The organism is Plebeiibacterium sediminum (assembly GCF_026013605.1).
Lineage (GTDB): Bacteria > Bacteroidota > Bacteroidia > Bacteroidales > Marinilabiliaceae > Saccharicrinis > Saccharicrinis sediminus.
In genome coordinates, this window is the sequence record NZ_JAPDPJ010000020.1 from 57,200 (window position 1) to 77,848 (window position 20,649).

The window sequence follows — 20,649 nt, forward strand, 5'->3', positions numbered from 1 at the left end:
CAGTCTAATTCCTAAGTTATCTAAACTTAAATCACATTAAATATATATAGAAAAAAGCCCCATTAGTCGAAATTAAGAGGGGCTCTTCTAATTATTTCATTTTATAAACTTCAACACCAGCTAATAAAAAACAACCTATTCCATAATCTTCAAAATCAGGCATGCTATCGTAAGTTACAGGCTGACCATCTTTAGGTTCTTTTCCTGTACCCTGAACAAAACCTAAAAATCCATTGTCATGAATTGCATCTTCTACAATAGCACTCCAGGCTTTATTAATAATCGGAGTATATACATCTTTGTCTAAAATTCCATTATTAACACCCCACGCCATTCCATAAATAAACAGTGAAGTTCCTGTTGTTTCTTTTCCTCCATAATTTTTAGGATCATGTAAACTTGCGTTCCAGAAACCATCTTTTCTTTGGCATTTAACCAAAGCTTCAGTCATTATTTTAAAATCACTTAAATATTGCTGGTAATGCTTTTCATCCTTTGGTATTTCGTTTAGCACTCTGACTAATGCAGCATAAACCCAACCATTACCTCTTGACCAATAACAATCTTCACCATTTGGCTCTGTATATGGAGGAACAAAATCAGCATCTCTCCACCATAAACCATCTTCCAGATTAAATAAGCCACCGCCTATTTCATTACGTGTACACTCATACATGTCCCACATTTTATCAAAATACTTAGGCTCATTCATGGTTACACCCAATTTTGCAAAAACCGGCATTCCCATCTGAATGGCATCAATCCAGTCCCAATCATCATTTTGAGGTGTATTCACTAACATATTTAAGTTAGCTTTAACTGATACCAATTGTTTAGGATCCTCAGTTAATCTAAATAAATCGATATATGTCTGTCCGGCACAATAATCATCTGCATTTCGGGTAACAGCTCCGTTTCTGTAGTTCCATTTATGAAATTCAGACCAACCATATGCATAATCAAAAAACGTTTCTTTTGGGTATATTGAATATAACTCCATTAGTCCCTCATAATACACACCTCGTGTCCATATATTACTTGGTCTAACCCTACCTACATTAGATGTTGCTGTATAATCAGCATATTTTTCCATGAAATATTTATTCACTTTAAGCACTGCATCCAAAGTTTCTTTTCTGTCCATCTTTTTCTGCCCTTGCACTGCAAATATGTTTAACGAAAAACATAGCATAAATAAATAAGGAAGTATCAGTCTTCTTTTCACCGTTCTCATTTTTAATATTCTTTAAAATAACCAGATCACAAATATATCTGCAACAATCAATTCGTACATGTAAAATCATACACAAACCTTAAAAATCGTTCTCCACCAAGGGTTAACACATTTTTACAGGGCTTAGTATTATTTTCTATTCTTTAACATTTGTTTACACTCTACTTTTGGTCCGGTTTCAGAAAAGAGTCAAAATCACAAAAATAAAGAGCTTACTGAAATTTACCATTTAATATATAATTAATTAAATCTATTAGTATGAATCTAATGAAGTTAAAAAAGGAACAACTTAAAATGCTTTTAATAGCATTGATTACAAGTTGCTCCTTTTTAGCCGGCCAAGGCTTAATTTATGCTCAAAGTAATGAGATTACAGTATCTGGTCATGTAAAAGATGAAGCAGGAGAAGCTGTAATTGGTGCTACAGTTGTTGTGGAAGGTACAACGGTTGGTACCATAACTGATGTTGATGGAAATTATACATTAGCAAATGTACCTTCTAACAGTACTTTATTATTCTCTTTTATTGGTTTAGAAACACAAAACATTCCTATTGCTGGTAAAACAAGCATTAATGTTACATTAGTTGCTGGTTCTATTGGCATTGAGGAGGTTGTTGCTGTGGGATACGGTGTACAAAAGAAAAGCGATGTAACAGGTGCTGTTACAAGTGTTAGTGCAGATGAAATTAAAGCAATGCCCGTAAAAGATGCTCTTCAGGCAATGCAAGGAAAAACATCTGGAGTTGACATTACATCAAATCAACGTCCCGGAGAAAATGGAAGTATAAAGATCAGGGGTATCCGTTCTCTTAATGCAGATCAAAATCCATTATATGTTGTGGATGGAATGATCGTTCAAAGTGGTGGAATCGATAATATCAACCCTAGTGATATTGAAAGCATCGATATCTTAAAAGATGCTTCTGCAACCGCCATTTATGGATCAAGAGGTGCCAATGGTGTTATCCTTGTTACTACTAAAAAAGGTAAAAGCGGTAAAGTTTCATTCAATTACTCAGGTTCAACAACCTTTGAAAAAATGTATGATGTAATGGAGTATATGGATGCTGCTGAATGGCTTGAATATGCTCGAATTGCAAAATATAACATGGGAACCTATGCTACTGCAACTCCTTCATATGAAGCTGATTTTGCAACATGGGGTTCTAACGCTGCATCCTGGGCTAATATTGAACAAGCATGGAGTAATGGCACTTATGATCCTTCTAAAGTAGGTAGCTACAATTGGGGAAAACACGGTAAAAGAACTGCTGTTTCTACTGAACACACCATTAGTGCTTCGGGTGGTACTGATCAATTCCAAGGTTATGGATCATTCGGATACCTAAGCCAGGAAGGAACACAACCTGACCAACTTTTTGAAAGATATACTGCTAAAACAAATTTTGAGGCAAATCCAACTGAATGGTTTAAAATGGGAACTACAATGAACGTTAGTTGGGGAATTCAGGATTACGGATATAGTTATACAAGATCAGTTACCGGACCTGGTGACTATTATTCTGCTTTACGATCAATGTTAGCATGGACTGTACCTTACGATGAAAATGGTAATTATAACAGAAACCCTGCTGCTGGAGATGTAAATATCATCAACCCTATTGATGAATTAAAACATAATATCAATAACCGAAGAACTTTTAGAGCTACAGGTAGTTTCTACTCTCAAATTGATTTTGGTAAAATGTGGCAACCTTTAGAAGGACTACAATACAGAATTCAATTCGGACCAGAATTTAAATATTACCGTTTAGGAGTTTTTAATGCTGCTGAGGGTATTAATGGTGATGGAAACAATGCAGCTAGTTATAATACAAATCAAACTCAAGCCTGGACTTTAGATAACTTGATTTATTATAACCGTACCATATCAGATAAACACAAAGTTGGGTTAACATTAATGCAATCTTCTTCAAAATACCATTATGAAAATGGAGATATGAAAGCAACTGATGTGGCTACTACTGATGAACTTTGGTATAATCTATCTTCAGGAGGCGACAGCTATAGCTTAGGAACCGGATTGTCTGAAAAACAAATGGAATCGTATATGATCAGAGGTAACTATAACTTCTCTGAAAAATATTTGTTGACAGCTTCTGTTCGTTGGGATGGTGCATCTCAGTTAGCTGAAGGTAATAAATGGGCAAGCTTCCCTTCTTTAGCATTTGGATGGAGAATTGATCAGGAAAATTTCATGAAAAACATTTCATGGGTTGATGGATTAAAACTTCGCTTAGGATATGGTATTACTGGTAATGCTGCTATTGGAGCATATGATACTAAAGGGGGTGTAATGTCCTTATATTACAACTGGGGAACAACATCTTCTTCACTAGGTTATGTGGCATCAGATCCTTCTCAAAGAAACCCTCCAAGAATGGCTAATAGTGAGTTAGGCTGGGAAAAAACTGCACAATACAATATTGGTATTGACTATGTAATTGCAAATAATAGAATTACAGGTAGTATTGATTATTACCAAACTAAAACCACAGATTTATTGATGGTAATGAGTATACCTAGTTTAACTGGTTACACATCTACATGGGCAAATGTTGGAGAAACAAAAGGAAGTGGTATTGATTTACAATTGAATACAATCAATATTAATTCAGGCGATTTTAAATGGTCAACTAATATTACATGGTCAGCTGATCGCAGTGAAATCTCTAAACTGAATAACGGAAGTACTGAAGATCTTAACAATGCATGGTTTGTAGGTGAAGATATTGGTGTTTATTATGATTATGTATACGATGGTATCTGGAAAACTTCAGAAGCTGCTGAAGCAGAATCTTATGGTAGAAAACCAGGTCAGATTAAACTTAAAGATCTAAATAATGATGGAGTAATCGACCCTAATGATGACAGAAAGATTGTAGGTTACAGACGTCCTGACTGGTCTGGCGGTATAACCAACACATTCAATTACAAAAACTTAGAATTATCATTCTTTATCTTTTCTCGTTGGGGAAATACTTTTAGAGCTGGAGCTGCAACCCTTGATGGTAGATTTCAACAACGTAAAGTCGACTACTGGGTTGCTGGTGTAAACGAGGATGCTAAGTATTACTCTCCAGGATCAAATGGTGAAGCGGCTGATACTTATAGTGGTACAATGAACTACGAAGATGGTTCTTTTATTAAAATGCGTAATATCAATTTAGGATATAATTTTACAGCAAAACAACTAACTAAATTAGGCATTACAAAGCTTAAAGTATATGCTCAGGTAATGAATCCATTTATGATTTATTCAAAATGTGATTATCTGGATACTGATTTAGCTAGTTACAATAACAACACTGTATCTACAGGTTCAACCACAACACAAAAAGGACTAGTATTTGGTCTTAATGTATCATTTTAAGCATGTTAGTCATAAATATCAAAACAATAGAAAAAATGAAGAAATATAATATATCATACATTTTGGTATTATTAGTTGTATTTTGCTTTTCATTACAATCTTGTAAAGAAGATTTTTTGGATGAAGAACTTACTACCACTTATAGTACTCAAACCTTCACAACTCAAGAAGGTTTAGATCAATTGGTTACAGGAACATATCAAAAACTTAAATTCAAGTTTAACTATGTTTGGGGTATTGAAATGTTCAACTTAGGAGTTGATGAATTTACGGATGCAAACAACTCGATTCCAAGTTTCAACTGTTATAGTTCTGACTTAAATTCAGATGAAGGTGGAGCAAACAGACCAATGTGGCAAAATATGTATGCCGGAATTGAGTCTGCAAACACCATTATTGCAAATGTTCCTCAATATTATGGTGAATCAAATGATAATTATAACACTCGTTTAGGAGAAGGATACTTTTTCAGGGGATACTTTTATTTAACTCTAGTTGTTCAATATGGTGGAGTACCTTTAAAAATAAAGCCTTCAACCGGGGTTGAAACTAATTTTACAAGAGCTTCTGAAGAGGATTGCTTTGCTCAAATTATTAGTGATCTTGAGCAGGCATATAGTCTATTACCTGAAAATGGAGAACAAACCGGACGTATTAACAAATATGCAGCAGCTCACTTTTTAGCGAAAGCATACCTGACTCGTTCTAGTGAATTATATGAATCATGGAATAGCAATTATATTGATAACGATCTTGATCAGGTTATTAAATACGGTCAGGAAGTTGCAAATGCTCACCCATTAACCAGTAACTATGTTAATTTATGGGATTATCAACAAGCTAATGGTGCAAACGAAAATGTTTCTGAAGTTGTTTTAGCCGCTCAATTTGCTGACGATCAATCAACATGGGGACGTTTTGGTAATCAAATTCACTTATACTACCCTTCTGTATATCAGGATATATCAGGTACTAAACGAGATATTTCCGGAGATCGTGAATTTTCATTTGCCAGAGCCACAAACTATACTTTAGATGTTTTTGACAGAGTTAATGACTCAAGATTCTGGAAATCATTCATTACTTGTTATGGATGTAATACAACAGACGGAGCACCTACATGGACTGAAGAAAATGCACCTCTTGGACCAGATGGAACTGTTGCCGGAGATAAAAGATTCAATGGCGGAGAACTTGCCATTAAATACATTGTTAATGATGCAGGTGATGACAGATATGTTGCTGTTGATAATGATGTTACCGGAGCATTGAAAAACGGAGTAATGCAAAACACCCATACTTTTGTTCGTTATTTTAACGGTGAAGATCAAGCCTGGGTTGGCCCTCATGGAAATAATGGCTATTATGGAACGCAAAAAAGATCTGTTGCACTTTCTAAATTCCGCGATGGATACAGAATCTCAATTTCTTCTCCTTTTGGTACCAGAGACGCCATAATTGCCCGTTCAGCTGAAGATGTTTTGATGGTTGCTGAAGCATACATTCGCAAAGGTGAATCTCAGTATGACAATGCAATTTCATGGATAAACAGATTAAGAGACAGAGCTGCTTATGCTGATGGTGAAGATCGCTCTGTTCATGCTGATGGTGGTCAGGCTTATAAAAATAATCCATATTGCGAGGGCAAAGGTGGTGGTTTTTCTGCAGAAGGAGCTATTTTCTGGGACAAGAATACTTATTATGAATCAAATAATGATATGGCCGAAACAACAGCTACAACATTATCTGAAATGCATATTAACTCTGTAGATGATATTTATAACTCACCTGTTGATGCTCCTATTTATGACGAATTAGGATGTAGCAGCAATCAGGAAAAGATGATGTGTTTCTTATTAAACGAAAGAACCAGAGAACTTTGTGGAGAATTGTACAGATGGGAAGATCTTGCCCGTACAAAAACGCTGGAGGCACGCTTTAAAGCATTTAATGATGGTTGGGTAAGAGGTAACAGTACGTTTGATGCCAACAAGCATTACTACAGACCAATTCCTCAGTCATTCCTTGATGCAATTACTAACGAAAGCGGACAAGCTTTAACAGCTGACGAGAAAAAGGAAATGCAAAATCCAGGATACTAATAAAGTATTAAAACGTAAATAGATTATGGGTAACTCATTTATTTGAGTTGCCCATTTTTTTTATGAAAAACCTACTTTAAAAGTATACTAAAACTCAATATATATACTTCTCTCAATAGTAATTTCATTCTTTATAACCTTATTCAGCTTTTGAAAATTAACATGCATTAATATTCTTTTACCTCTCACATACGAACACACATAAAGATCTGTATTTCTGACCCATACAACATACTCCTCGAAAATAATCCTCCAAATATATTAACACATTTTTACAGGCCTTAGTATTATTTTCCATTCTTTAACATTCGTTTACAATATACTTTTGAGTATGATTTCAGGCAATACCCGGCTTATTAAATACAGCTTACTGAAATTAACCAATTTATATAATTAATTAAATCTATTTAGTATGAATCTTATGAAGTTAAAAAGGGAACAACTAAAAATGCTTTTTATAGCATTTCTTACTTGTTGTTCCTTAATGGCCAGTCAAGGCTCCATTTTTGCTCAAGGAAATGAGATTACCGTGAATGGTATGATTAAAGATGACACTGGCGAACCTGTTATTGGGGCTACTGTTGTTGTAGAAGGTACAACAGTAGGTACCATTTCAGACATCGAAGGTAAATACACATTAGCCAATGTGCCTTCAGATGGAATATTAATATTTTCTTTCATTGGACTAGAATCTCAAACAGTAGCTGTTGAAGGAAAAAAGACGATTAATGTTACACTAAAATCAGAATCAATTGGTTTGGATGAAGTTATTGCAGTAGGTTATGGTACTCAAAAGAAAAGTGATCTTACAAATGCAGTAGCTGTAATGAGTGCTGAAAAACTTACAGAACGTCCTGTTACTAAAGTGGATCAGGCACTAATTGGTCAAATGGCAGGTGTACGTGTTCAACAAACCTCTGGTTTACCAGGAAAAGGTTTCAGTATTCAGATTCGTGGTACAGGTTCAATTTCAGCAAACAATGAACCTCTATACGTTGTGGATGGTTTCCCATTAGAAGTTTCATCTCAGTCTTCTAGTGGTTCCTTTTCTGGTGGTAACCCATTATCAAGTTTAAACCCTAATGATATAGAAACAATTCAAGTACTTAAAGATGCTGCAGCTGCATCTATCTATGGTTCCAGAGGTTCTAATGGAGTTGTTATTATTACAACTAAAAAAGGTAAATCAGGTAAACCTACTATTTCATTTAATTCTTATGTTGGTATTAATAAAACCGCTAAAAAATTAGATGTACTAAGCTCTGAAGAATGGGTTGAAAGAGAAATTGAGCACATCAACTACGCTTGGTACAGAAGTGGTAATGGTTCATCATCTGACTCTTGGGAAACTCGTCAATCTATTTTAGGTCTTTCCGGGGATGAAGTTAACACAACATATATGTGGGATAAAAGATGGTTAGAAAATGGTCATCCTGGAGTTGAATTTGTTGACTGGCAGGATGAATTTTTCAGAACTGGTATGGTTCAGAGTTATCAGGTATCTGCAAACGGAGGTAACGACATTGCTAAATACTATGTTTCTGGAGACTATTTAGATCAGGAAGGTGTTGCAATAGGTGTAAACTACAGACGATATAGTGCCAGAGCAAATGTTGAGATTAGTCCTAATAATAAACTTCGTTTTGGATTAAATGTTGCACCTTCATTTGTTCAAACGAAAGATCCAGGTGTTGAAGGTAAAGATGCCTTAACTCATATTACAGTTGGTATGGCTCCTGTTGTTGAATCAAATGTTGGTGTATTAGGCACAAATGTAGGTGACAATACCAGATATGCGTGGGGTACTTCAAGAGTAAGTCCGATTGCTGAGGCAAAATATAAGGAAAACAACAACGAAACTATCAGAGTTATTACTACGGCATTTGCTGAATATGAAATTTTATCAGGTTTAAAATTCAAATCTAATTTAAACTTTGATATTCATGATAACGAAGCATATAGTTATACTCCTTCTTTTGTAACTCGAAACAGAACAGCCAGTGCATCAAAATCTGGTTATACAAGAAAAAACTTCGTAACAGAAAGTACATTAACTTATGATAAATCATTTGGAGCTCACAATTTAAATTTATTAGCAGGACAATCGTATAGTGCTTTTGATCTAAGCACATATAGTATCTCAGGTACTGATTTTGCTTCTGATGAAGTTGTAACAATAAACAGTTCAAATACAACAAGTGGTAGAACTTCAATGGTAAAAGCAACACTGTTCTCTTATTTTGGACGTGCACAATACAACTACAATAACAAATATTACTTACAAGCAAGTATTCGTCGCGATGGTTCTTCTAAGTTTGGTGATGATACAAAGTATGGTTTCTTCCCTTCAGCATCTTTTGGATGGAAATTATCAGAAGAAGCATTCATGGATAATTTAGAGGTGATTAGCAACTTAAAAATTCGTGCCAGCTGGGGTCTTGCAGGTAATAATGGTATTGGTGATTACAAACACATTGCATTACTATCTAACTCAAACTACAGCTTAGGAGGAAGTCTTGCAAACGGTTTAACTCCTTCAAACTATCCTAATACAGACTTAAGTTGGGAAACATCAGAAACTATTGATGTTGGTTTTGACGTTGGTGTTATGGCTAATAGAATTACTGGTTCTTTTGACTATTATACAAAAAGAAACTCAGACTTATTATTAAGTATCGATGTACCTTCTGCCAGTGGATTTACTTCAGCATTAACTAACATTGGTGAAGTATTAAATAAAGGATGGGAAGTTGAAATTAACTCTAGAAACTTAGTTGGTCAGTTTAAATGGCAAACTCAATTTAACTTAAGTCACAACTCTAATGAAGTAAAAAAATTAGGTCCTGATAATTCACCTATCTACGGTGGAGCCTTTGATATTACTCATAATGTATTAGAAGTTGGAAGACCAATGTATACTTTATTTGTGGTTCAGCAAGATGGCTTATTAACAAGTGATGATATTGCAAACGGTGTTGCCAGATATGGCAATCAGGAAGCTGGTGATCCAAAATATGTTGATCAAAATAACGATGGTGTTATAAATGCTGACGACAGAACATACTCTGGACATCCAAACCCTGACTTTATTTGGGGTATCACTAATAGTTTTTCATACAAAGGATTTGACTTATCAATACTAGTTCAAGGTCAAACTGGTGGTATGATCTACTCTACTTTTGGTCGCGGTGTTTATCGTACCGGAATGGGTGGTACTGAAAACACCCTTGGTAAAGCAAGAAACAGAGTACGATGGGTAGAAGGACAAACCTTAACTGCAGCTGATGTAAAAGGTAAAGAAAGAAAATCTCCATCTTCATTTGGTAGAATTAAAAACACTGACTGGTTATACAAAAGCGACTATTGGAGAGTTAGAAACATTACTTTAGGTTATGATTTAGGAAGAATCATTACATCCAACATCGTTTCCGGAGCAAGAGTATATGTTACTGCAGAAAACTGGTTTGGTGATGATAAATACGATGGTGGATTTAACCCTGAAGCGGTTAACAACAATGGTGATGACTACGGTGCTTTCCCATTATCTAAATCATTGGTATTAGGATTAAACTTTAAATTTTAATTGAAAAGAGATTATTATGATGAAACAAGCCTTGATACAAACTCTTAAGCATAAGAGATATCATCAAAGGCCAGTTACATATAGTGATACAAATCAATATTAAAACTCATGAAACGACCATGATTAAAGATTTCTCACACACGAGAATGATTATTCTTTGGGAGTTCCATCTGGCATTAATAAATTAAATATAAACAGATGAAAAAGATATTATCAATATTATTGGGTGTAATTCTAATAGGTCTGTCAGCCTGTGATGATGAATTATATCAAGCACCCATTGACAATCAAAATGCTGATTCTTTCTATCAAAACGAAGAACAGTTTGAACAAGCCATTAACGGAATGTATAATTCATTATTAACATTCTCAACACATCAGTTTTTCCTATCCGAAATAAGAAGTGACAATGTTTTTGCTCCAGGTACAGGTGTGCGCCTATGGAACCCCATTAATAACTTTGCAAATACATTAGAAACTAACGATTATATTGAAGATTGCTGGAATGATTACTTCAGAGGCATTTATCTGGCCAATTCTATTTTGGATAAAATATCAGAATCGATTATTAGTGATAACACAACCTACAACCGTATGGTAGGTGAAGCCAGATTTGTACGTGGATTTTTATACTTCCAGTTAATCAAAACTTTTGGTAAAGTACCATTAATGGATCATGTAATTAATCCTTCAGAAGCTTTAGTTTTAGACAGAGCTGACATAGCTGATGTATATGAATTAGTTGTTTCTGATCTGCAATTTGCTGCTTCAAATTTAGCTGATTCATATTCAGTTCCGGGAAAAGTAACATCTTGGGCTGCCAAGGCAATGCTTGCAAAAGTTTATTTAACTCAATCTGGTCCTGATTATGGTATTGATGGTCCTGGTTTAGGGTTAAACAAATACTCAGATGCGTTATCGCTTTTAAATGATATAATTAACAATGGTCCTTACTCATGGGTAAATGACTACGCTTCTATATTTGCTTACAACAATGAAAATAATCCAGATATTATTTTTGATTTACAAGCAATCGATACAGGTTCAACTTCTGAATCAGGTGTTGGAACAATTTTACCAACCTTGATGTACCTTGAAAGTTGGGCCAGATTAAATCTGTCATTTGCAGGTGGTGTACCTAATGATGGTAGTGGTTGTGATCCTTCTGCAGATTTATTGGCTTCATTTGAAGATGGCGATCTAAGAGATGATTTTTCCATTCTTATGAGTTATGTTGATGAAAATAACAACCCGGTAGATAATCCTCAATTTGTTAAATTTCTTGATGTAAATTATGCGCCTGCAACCAGATTTAACTGGCCTGTTAACTTCCCTATCATCAGGTATACAGATGTATTAATGATGAAAGCAGAAGCCCTAATACAAACATCGGGTAGTCAAACTGATATTGATGGAATCGTAAACCAGGTACGTTCACGAGCTGGTCTTGGTGAAATATCAAACGTTAATCTGGATATGCTTCTAGCTGAACGTAGAAAAGAGTTTATGGCTGAAGGTTTAAGATGGGATGACTTAGTAAGAACTGGTAAAGTAATTGATGTTATGAATGCCTGGATAGCACAAGAAGATGATGGTGATAATGTTAGTCCAGTTATTGCAAACTACATTATATATCCAATTCCTTATTCTCAAATGGAAGTAAAACAAGATTTATACGAACAAAACCCTGGATACTAGAGTATTCATTTCTAACAACAATAAGTCGGTTCTTTTGTGCCGGCTTTTTGTTGTTTTTGCTTTTATATCACTGAAAATTTTAACCTCTCTCCTCTTAAACTATATTTGCCTGTTATAATAAATATTCTATACATGAAATTTCTAAAATTTTTAGCGCTGCCATTAATTGTTATTAGTTGCCAAACTAATCCTCAAACTACCAATGAAACATCAAAAAAGCCAAACATTATTTTTGTACTTGCCGATGATTTAGGATATAATGATGTAGGTTATGCAGGACAAAAACTAATGCAAACACCCCATATTGACCAACTGGCCAAAGAAGGTAAAGTTTACACCAACACCTATGCTGGAGCCCCTGTTTGTGGCCCTTCCAGAAGTGTATTAATGACTGGTCAACACACTGGTCATACAACTGTTAGAGGTAACAATACAATTACAGGTGGTGTTGCCGGTAAAAAGGGAGATAAAACAGTTTATCGTGCAAACCTGGCCGATACAGATTATACTGTTGGAAACTTAATGCATGATGCCGGTTACAAAACCTGTCTTGTGGGTAAATGGCACCTTGGAGGTTATGATTCTACAGCAACACCTTTACATCGGGGATTTGACGAATTTTATGGCTGGTTGATTAATAAACCTCAAACCTATTCAAGCACCTACTGGCCAGATAAAAGGATGAAAAATGATGTGATGATTGATATCCCTCAAAATGCTGAGGGTAAAAAAGGGTATTATCATACCGATATCTGCACTGATGAAACCATTGATTTTATCAAGAAAAATAAAGATACAGACCAGCCTTTTATGGTAATGTTGTGCTACTCAAATCCACATGCCCCACTTGATGCGCCTGATAATGCCATTTATGATGATAAAGACTGGCCTGAAAATATGAAGACCTATGCAAGTATGATTTATCATCTTGACCAAAATATAGAAAGATTAAAACAAGCAATAATAAACGAAGGAATAAGTGAAAATACAATTGTGTTTTTTGCGTCAGACAATGGCCCAAGATCAAACTACTCTGACAAGTTAACTGAAGTTGTGGACTTCTTTGATTCAAATGGTCAGCTTAGAGGCTATAAAAGAGACATGTACGAAGGAGGCATCAGAACTCCTATGATTGTATGGTCTCCTAAAATGGTTAAGGCCGAATCACAATCTGACTTACCCTGGTATTTTGCCGATATCATGCCAACGTTTGCTGAAATTGCTGATTATAAAACCGACAAAATGAAAACTGATGGTGTGAGTGTTTATTCCTCAATACTGGATCAACCAACTCCTGACAAACCTAGATTTTTGTACTGGGAGTTTTTTGAAAGAGGATATAAACAAGCGGTAAGATATGGAAAATGGAAGGCTGTTGTTATTGGAGGAAACATGGAATTATACGATTTATCCACAGATATAGGTGAACAAAATGACATTTCAAGTGGACATCCTGAGATTATTAAGGAAATTGAAGCATACCTTTCGGGGTGCAGAACAGAGTCTCCATACTGGCCTGTAAATGGAAAATAATCCATAATTGTGGTAAATACTGGATTTTATCATATTGATATAAAATGTCTGTACACGCCATACAATCTTCATAACAAACTTATTATAAACATATAACATTTACCCTCTAAAAGTCCATGTATTAAAGTAAAATACACTTAAGTATAAAAACACAGGTTTATGGAAGAATATACATCTGCTAAAACAATGCAGATGTATATTTTTGAAATTGTAAAAATGTATTGTACAAGAATTCATAAATACAATTAAGAAAACGAGCCATGAGAGATTTTTTCACATACATGTGAATTATTGATTTCTGACGAGTTCCATATGGCAATAAAAAGCAAATTTAGACATATGAAAAATATATTTAGCACCAATCAATTTCATTTAAAAACCATTTCCATATTCCTGTTTTTATGTTTTATGGGCTTTGCTTCTTATGCTGAAAAAAAAGAAGCGAAATTCAATAAAAAGAAGAAAGAAATTATTACAACGACTGTAAATGACGCCAACACCCCATTACATTTAATACAGCCTGAATACCCTATAAATTATCATGTTCCAAATCAGGTTGAGATTGGAACTAAAATGGAAACCATCCTGCAATATCTTTCAAAAGCTACTCCTGCTCAAATTATCAATACAACAAACCAACAAATCGTAACTGATTTCAAAGACATTACGAATGATTGCCATCTAAAAAAAGGCGATTTTCGATTAACATCATATGAGTGGGGAGTAACATATGCAGCCATGATAAGATTGGCTCAGGTAACAGATGAATCTAAATATCTGGACTATGTAAATGAGCGCTTTAATTTTTTATCTGATGTTGCTCCCTATTTTGGAACAATTTTAACAGAAGAAGGAACCATTGATCCTTTAATGAGAAGTGTTTTGCAACCTCATGCATTGGATGATGCGGGTGCCATGTGTACTTCCATGATAAAATCTTCAGTATTTGGTAAACCATCTGCCAAACTTGATACCTTAATTGGAAATTATATCGACTATATCATGTACCATGAATACCGTTTGCAAGATGGTACTTTTGCCCGGAAACGCCCCCTTCATAATACAGTATGGTTAGATGATATGTTTATGGGAATCCCTGCTCTGCTACAAATGGGAAAATATAAACGTGATGATAAATATATCTCAGAAGCCATCAAACAAATTAAACTTTTCAAAGAAAAGATGTTTGTTGAAGAAGATGGTCTTTTTCGTCATGGATGGGTTGAAGGTTTAAATCCTGAACCTAAATACTACTGGGCCAGAGCTAATGGCTGGGCCTTACTTACTTTATGTGAAGCATTGGATGTTCTATCAGATAAAAATGAAGACAGAAAGTGGATTTTGGATTTGTACCAGAAACAAATTGCTGCTTTAGTGCAATACCAGTCTGGAGAAGGTTTATGGCACCAGTTAATCAATAAAAACGATTCATATCTTGAAACTTCGGCCTCTGCAATTTATGTTTATGCCATTGCTCATGGTATTAACCAGGGATGGTTGAATGCAAATGTTTATGGTTCTGTGGCCACATTGGGATGGAATGCACTTACTGAAAAAATCAATGCACAAGGTCAGGTTGAAGGTACTTGTGTGGGAACAGGCATGGGCTTTGATCCTGCCTTTTATTACCACCGTCCAACAAGCTCCTATGCTGCACATGGTTACGGACCTATGTTATTGGCAGGTGCTGAAATGATTGAATTACTGAACCACAACTTTCCTAAATTGAACGATAGCGCTGTTCATTTCTACGGACAAACGCAACCATACACTGAACCTATTTTTGAAGTTGGTGATCCTCGTCATCCTCCCTATTTAAAAGCTGGCAGCACCCGTAAAGGTGATAATCCTGTTGTTTTTGTAATTGGTGACTCAACGGTTAAAAATGGTCGCGATCGCGGTGACTTAGGCCAATGGGGATGGGCAAGTTTCTTTGATCATTTCTTTGATACAACAAAAATATCCATTGAAAACCATGCTTTGGGAGGCCGCAGTAGTCGTACTTTCCTTACTGAAGGTTTATGGCAGAATGTTTTGGAAGGTCTAAAAGAAGGTGATTACCTTTTTATTCAATTCGGACATAATGATGGCGGTCCTTTTAATACCGGTCGTGCGCGCGCATCTATTAAGGGTGCTGGAGATGAATCTCAGGACTATATTATGGAAGCAACCGGTGGTCCGGAAACCGTTTATACCTTTGGTCATTACATGCGTCATTATATTAAGCAAGCCAAAGCTCATGGAGTAAAGGTTATTGCATTATCTCATACTCCCCGAAATAATTGGGAAGATGGAAAAATAGCAAGAGTTACCGATACCTATGCAAAATGGACCAAGCAAGTAGCCGAAGAAGAAAATGTTTGTTACATCGATGCCAACGATTTATGTGCTACCGAATACGAAAAAATAGGTCAGGAAGCAACAAAACCTTATTATAAGGATAATGTACATACTTCTTATATAGGTGCTATTTTAAACGGAAATACCATCGCTAAAGCAGTTTATATTCTTGAAGATTGCGATTTAAAGAACTACATGAAAAAGGATGCCATTGATCATCCTACAAAAGTAGCCCCTAAGCCTCTTTATCGTGATCCTGTTTTCGATGGTGCTGCTGATCCGGTTATCATTTGGAATAAACAAGAACAAAAATGGTTTATGTTCTACACCAACCGTAGAGCGAACCTTGAGAATACTCAGGGCGTGGATTGGGTTCATGGTACACCTATTGGTATTGCCGAATCTGAAGATGGTGGATTAACCTGGAAATATAAAACCGACGCCAAGATAAGTTACGGAGGTAAAGATGTTACCTATTGGGCTCCCGATGTAATGGAATATGATGGCACCTATCATATGTACTTAACCATTGTTCCGGGAATCTTCTCTGATTGGAGTCATCCTCGGGAAATCATTCATCTGACCAGTAGTAATTTAATTGACTGGAAGTTTGAATCTAAAATTAATCTTGCTTCCAATAAAGTTATTGATGCTGAAGTAATAAAAACACCAAACGGAAAATGGAGAATGTATTACAACAATGAGCGTCATAATAAATCGATATACTATGCTGAAAGTGACGATTTATACCATTGGGAAGATAAAGGTTTGGCTGCTGCTCAACGACGTGGCGAAGGTCCTGTAGTTTTTTATTGGAAAGACAGATATTTCATGATTATTGATTCATGGAGAGGACTTACCGTTTACAGCTCTAAAAACATGGATAACTGGCACCTTCAGGATGAATTTATCCTTGCTAAACCAGGTTTTGGAACGGATGATGAAGTGAAAGGCGGACATGCTGATGTTGTTGTAAACAATGGCAGAGCCTACATCTTTTACTTTACACACCCGGGAAGAACAGAAGGTGTTAAGGAAGATAATTACGAAACCCGCAGATCTTCAATTCAGGTTGGAGAATTAATTTTTAAAGACAATAAAATAACCTGTAACAGAAATTTACCGGTAGACATCAAATTGGTTAACGAAAACAAATAATTTAAATATCATACATAAGAAACAAATAGCTTAAGTCGACGAGTTTAGGTTATTCGTTTCTTATGAAGAATAGTAAAAATATTAATAATGAAACTAAGAACAACAATATCGCTATTTTCAATCATTGCACTTATTAGCTGTAATACACCAAAACCTAAAGATGTAAGCATTTATATTGCCGGCGATTCTACTGCTCAGGGCTATGATACTACCAGAACCGTAATGAGAGGTTGGGCTCAAATGTTACCCAAGTTTCTTGATGAGCATGTTACTGTCGTTAATAAGGCTAAAGCCGGAAGAAGTACCAAAAGTTTTATTGCTGAAGACAGATGGCAAGGAATTATTGACTCTATTAAGCCTGATGATTATGTTATTATTCAATTTGGTCATAACGATGCTTCGTCTAAACCTGAAAGACATGCCTCCTACCCTGACTATAAAAATAACCTGCTAAAAATGATTTCAGAGGCTCAGGCTAAACAAGCCAATCCTATTTTAGCAACTTCAATCGTAATGAGAACTTTTAACGGAAGATCGCTTGTGGACGACCGCTTATTAGGTTACCCTGCAATCATGCGTCAACTGGCAGATTCTTTAAACATTCCGTTGATTGACACTTATGTAAAAACCAGAGACATGATTATTATGATGGGTGATGAACCATCCAAAGAATTATATATGTGGATTCCGGCAGGCGTTGATTCTATTCGTCCTAATGGTTCGCAGGACGATACGCACTTACAAACTCCGGGGGCTATGGCCGTTGCTGAGATTGTAGCGAAAGAAATTAAAAAACAAAACCTTAAAAACATTGCTGATCATGTTGTTATCCGTTAAAAAACTGGCAAAATATGCACCTCTGTTGTGTATTCCCTTATTGTTTGCTCAGTGTCAGCCAAAGGTTGAATGGCCTGAGGAATCCATTGACACCAAACCCGGATCGCGTTGGTGGTGGATGGGAAATGCTGTTGATGAAACGAATCTGACTAAAAACATGGAAGCTTATGCTGATGCCGGGATTGGTTCTCTTGAAATTACTCCTATATATGGTATTCAGGGTAACGATTCCAATGAAGTAGACTTCTTGTCGGACAGATGGATGGAATTGTATAATCATACCCAAAAAGAAGGCAAACGATTAGGTATTAACATCGATATGAATACCGGAACCGGATGGCCTTTCGGTGGTCCGGAAGTTACCGTGGAAGATGCTGCTGGTCGTTTGTTGATCAAGGAATATAGTTTAAGCACAGGAAAACAATTAAAAGATGAGATTATTCCTGACGACGAAAAACAACAGGAAACAGCTGTTCTATCACGTTTAATGGCTTATTCAGAAGCAGGAGAATGTTTAAATCTTACTGATAAAGTAGAAAATAAAAAACTAAACTGGACAGCTCCCAATGGTAACTGGAAGTTAATTGCATTATTTGAAGGGCATACTTTCCAAAAAGTTAAAAGAGCAGCTCCGGGTGGACAAGGATTGGTATTAAATCACTTCTCAAAAGATGGCGTTGAACGTTATTTAGATCGTTTTACAAAGGCATTTACCAAGAGCAATGCCACACCTCCTAAATATTTCTTTAACGATAGTTACGAAGTATATCGTGCAGACTGGACCCCTGGTTTACTGGAAGCTTTTGAAAAAATGCATGGTTATAAATTGGAGGAATATCTTCCCTGGTTTTTAAGTGAAGAACATAATGATACCACTGCAAGAATTATTTCTGATTACAGAGAAACTTTTTCAAGCATGTTGGTCAACAATTTTACGATTCCCTGGACCGAATGGGCACATAGTTTAAACAGTAAAACACGTAATCAGGCGCATGGATCTCCGGGTAATTTAATTGATATTTATGCAGCAGTTGATGTTCCGGAATGTGAAGGTTTTGGATTATCTAATTTTGATATCAAAGGCTTACGTAAAGATTCGATGACCCGACATAACTTTTCTGATTTATCAATGTTAAAGTATGCTTCTTCGGCAGCTCATATTTCAGGAAAGCAATATACCTCATCTGAAACTTTTACATGGTTAACAGAACACTTCCGAACTTCGTTCTCTCAATGTAAACCTGATTTGGATTTGATGTATGTTTCTGGTGTAAATCATGTATATTTCCATGGCACTACTTATAGTCCTGAAGATGCAACATGGCCGGGCTGGAAGTTTTATGCTTCTGTGGATATGAGTCCTACCAACCCATTATGGCGCGATGCTCAGCCTTTCTTTAAATATATTTCGCGTGTACAATCATTTATGCAAATGGGTCAGCCTGATAATGACTTTCTGGTTTACCTTCCTGTTTACGACATGTGGCACAATGAAGAAGGCCGTTTATTGATGTTTGATATTCATGCCATGAAAGAACGTGCTCCTGAGTTTATCAGTGTGGTAAATTCAATTAGCAAAGCCGGATACGACATGGATTATATCTCAGATAATTTTGTAAACTCAACCACAGTTAAAAATGGCAGTTTAGTTACTGAAGGTGGTGCATCATATAAAGCACTGATTGTTCCTGCAGCCAATAAAATGCCGGTTGAAACGCTTCAAAATCTATTAAAATTAGCTTCAGAAGGTGCACAAATCATCTTCCTTGAAAACTATCCTGATGATGTTCCCGGATTTGGAAAATTAAAGGAACGAAGAGATAACTTCAACAGCTTAATCAGCGAACTTCCTGCTACTGATTTTACAAAAACAATATCAACAACCTTTAAAAAAGGAAAAATCATTACTGGTGTTGATTTTGAGAAAACTTTAGATGAAACTGGTGTTGTTGCCGAAGAATTTAAAAAGAAAGCTGATCTTCAGTTTATTCGTCGTAAAAACAACAACGGACATCACTATTTTATTTCGGCATTAAAGCATCAGGATACAGATACCTGGATTGCTTTGCAAGAACCTGCAAGTACAGTTGTTTTCTTTGATCCTATGACAGGAAAAATAGGTAAAGCCATGACCAAAGAAGAAAACGGACAAACCAAAGTGCGCATACAGCTAAAATCTGGCGAATCCATCATTTTAAGAACCTATAATTCGCCTGTTAACTGCGAAAACTGGCCTTACATTGTTGAATCCGGTGAACCATATTTAATCAACAACAACTGGAAAGTATATTTTAAAGAAAGTATTCCGGCTATCACAGATACATTTACCTTACCTACTTTAATTCCCTGGACTAAATTAAATGTTCCGGAAGCTAAGGAAAACATGGGTGTAGCTGTTTATTCCACAACGTTTACCATTAATAAAGATGAAGACACTGAATGGATTCTTGATTTAGGAGATGTTAGAGAAACTGCCAGAGTAAAAATAAATGGCCAGGAAGTGCAAACACTATGGTCGGTTCCTTATTTGGTTTCTGTTGGCGAATATATTAAACACGGATTAAATTCTATTGAAGTAGAAGTAACAGGTTTACCAGCCAATCACGTTGCCAGTATTGATCGTCAAGGTATTGAATGGCGTATTTTTAAAGAGATCAACTTTGTGGACTTAAACTATAAAAAAACAGGTTATGCCAATTGGGAAACCATGCCGGCAGGTTTAAACAGTCAGGTTAAACTAATACCTATTAAATATTCTAAATAAAACA

The 20,649-nt window shown here is 35.8% G+C and carries 9 protein-coding genes; 8 read left to right on the top strand and 1 reads right to left on the bottom strand.

Translation table 11 applies throughout. The features are described 5' to 3' along the window. Positions 1–91: 91 nt before the first annotated feature. Entirely contained in the window at positions 92–1,225 is a 1,134-nt protein-coding gene (locus tag OM075_RS10405; RefSeq protein WP_301190444.1) for a glycoside hydrolase family 88/105 protein, read from the bottom strand. Positions 1,226–1,492: 267 nt separating this feature from the next. Here OM075_RS10405 and OM075_RS10410 point away from each other — a divergent pair, with 267 nt between their 5' ends. The 8 genes from OM075_RS10410 (at position 1,493) to OM075_RS10445 (ending at position 20,645) form a co-directional block, all read left to right on the top strand. Next, the gene (locus tag OM075_RS10410) at positions 1,493–4,630 is read left to right on the top strand and encodes a SusC/RagA family TonB-linked outer membrane protein (protein ID WP_301190445.1); all 3,138 of its coding nucleotides are present in this window, start codon (positions 1,493–1,495) and stop codon (positions 4,628–4,630) included. A gap of 35 nt (positions 4,631–4,665) precedes the next feature. Continuing rightward, on the top strand, positions 4,666–6,732 hold the full coding sequence (locus OM075_RS10415; RefSeq protein WP_301190446.1) for a RagB/SusD family nutrient uptake outer membrane protein: 2,067 nt from the start codon (positions 4,666–4,668) through the stop codon (positions 6,730–6,732). Between the two features lie 412 nt (positions 6,733–7,144). Next, positions 7,145–10,315 carry a SusC/RagA family TonB-linked outer membrane protein gene (locus tag OM075_RS10420; RefSeq protein ID WP_301190447.1) on the top strand — a complete coding sequence of 1,057 codons (3,171 nt, stop codon included), beginning with the start codon at positions 7,145–7,147 and terminating at the stop codon, positions 10,313–10,315. Between the two features lie 198 nt (positions 10,316–10,513). Then, positions 10,514–12,013, top strand: coding sequence for a RagB/SusD family nutrient uptake outer membrane protein (locus OM075_RS10425; protein ID WP_301190448.1), 1,500 nt, complete (start codon positions 10,514–10,516; stop codon positions 12,011–12,013). A 132-nt stretch (positions 12,014–12,145) separates the two neighbouring features. Continuing rightward, a complete protein-coding gene (locus tag OM075_RS10430; protein WP_301190449.1) occupies positions 12,146–13,546 on the top strand; it encodes an arylsulfatase in 1,401 nt (466 codons plus the stop codon). A 339-nt stretch (positions 13,547–13,885) separates the two neighbouring features. Further along, complete coding sequence (locus OM075_RS10435) at positions 13,886–17,044, top strand: glycoside hydrolase family 88 protein (protein WP_301190450.1); 3,159 nt, start codon at positions 13,886–13,888, stop codon at positions 17,042–17,044. 87 nt (positions 17,045–17,131) lie between these two features. Then, complete coding sequence (locus tag OM075_RS10440; RefSeq protein ID WP_301190451.1) at positions 17,132–17,881, top strand: rhamnogalacturonan acetylesterase; 750 nt, start codon at positions 17,132–17,134, stop codon at positions 17,879–17,881. Beyond that, on the top strand, positions 17,865–20,645 hold the full coding sequence (locus OM075_RS10445; protein WP_301190452.1) for an alpha-L-rhamnosidase: 2,781 nt from the start codon (positions 17,865–17,867) through the stop codon (positions 20,643–20,645). The genes OM075_RS10440 and OM075_RS10445 overlap by 17 nt, the downstream gene beginning before the upstream one ends. Positions 20,646–20,649: the final 4 nt, after the last annotated feature.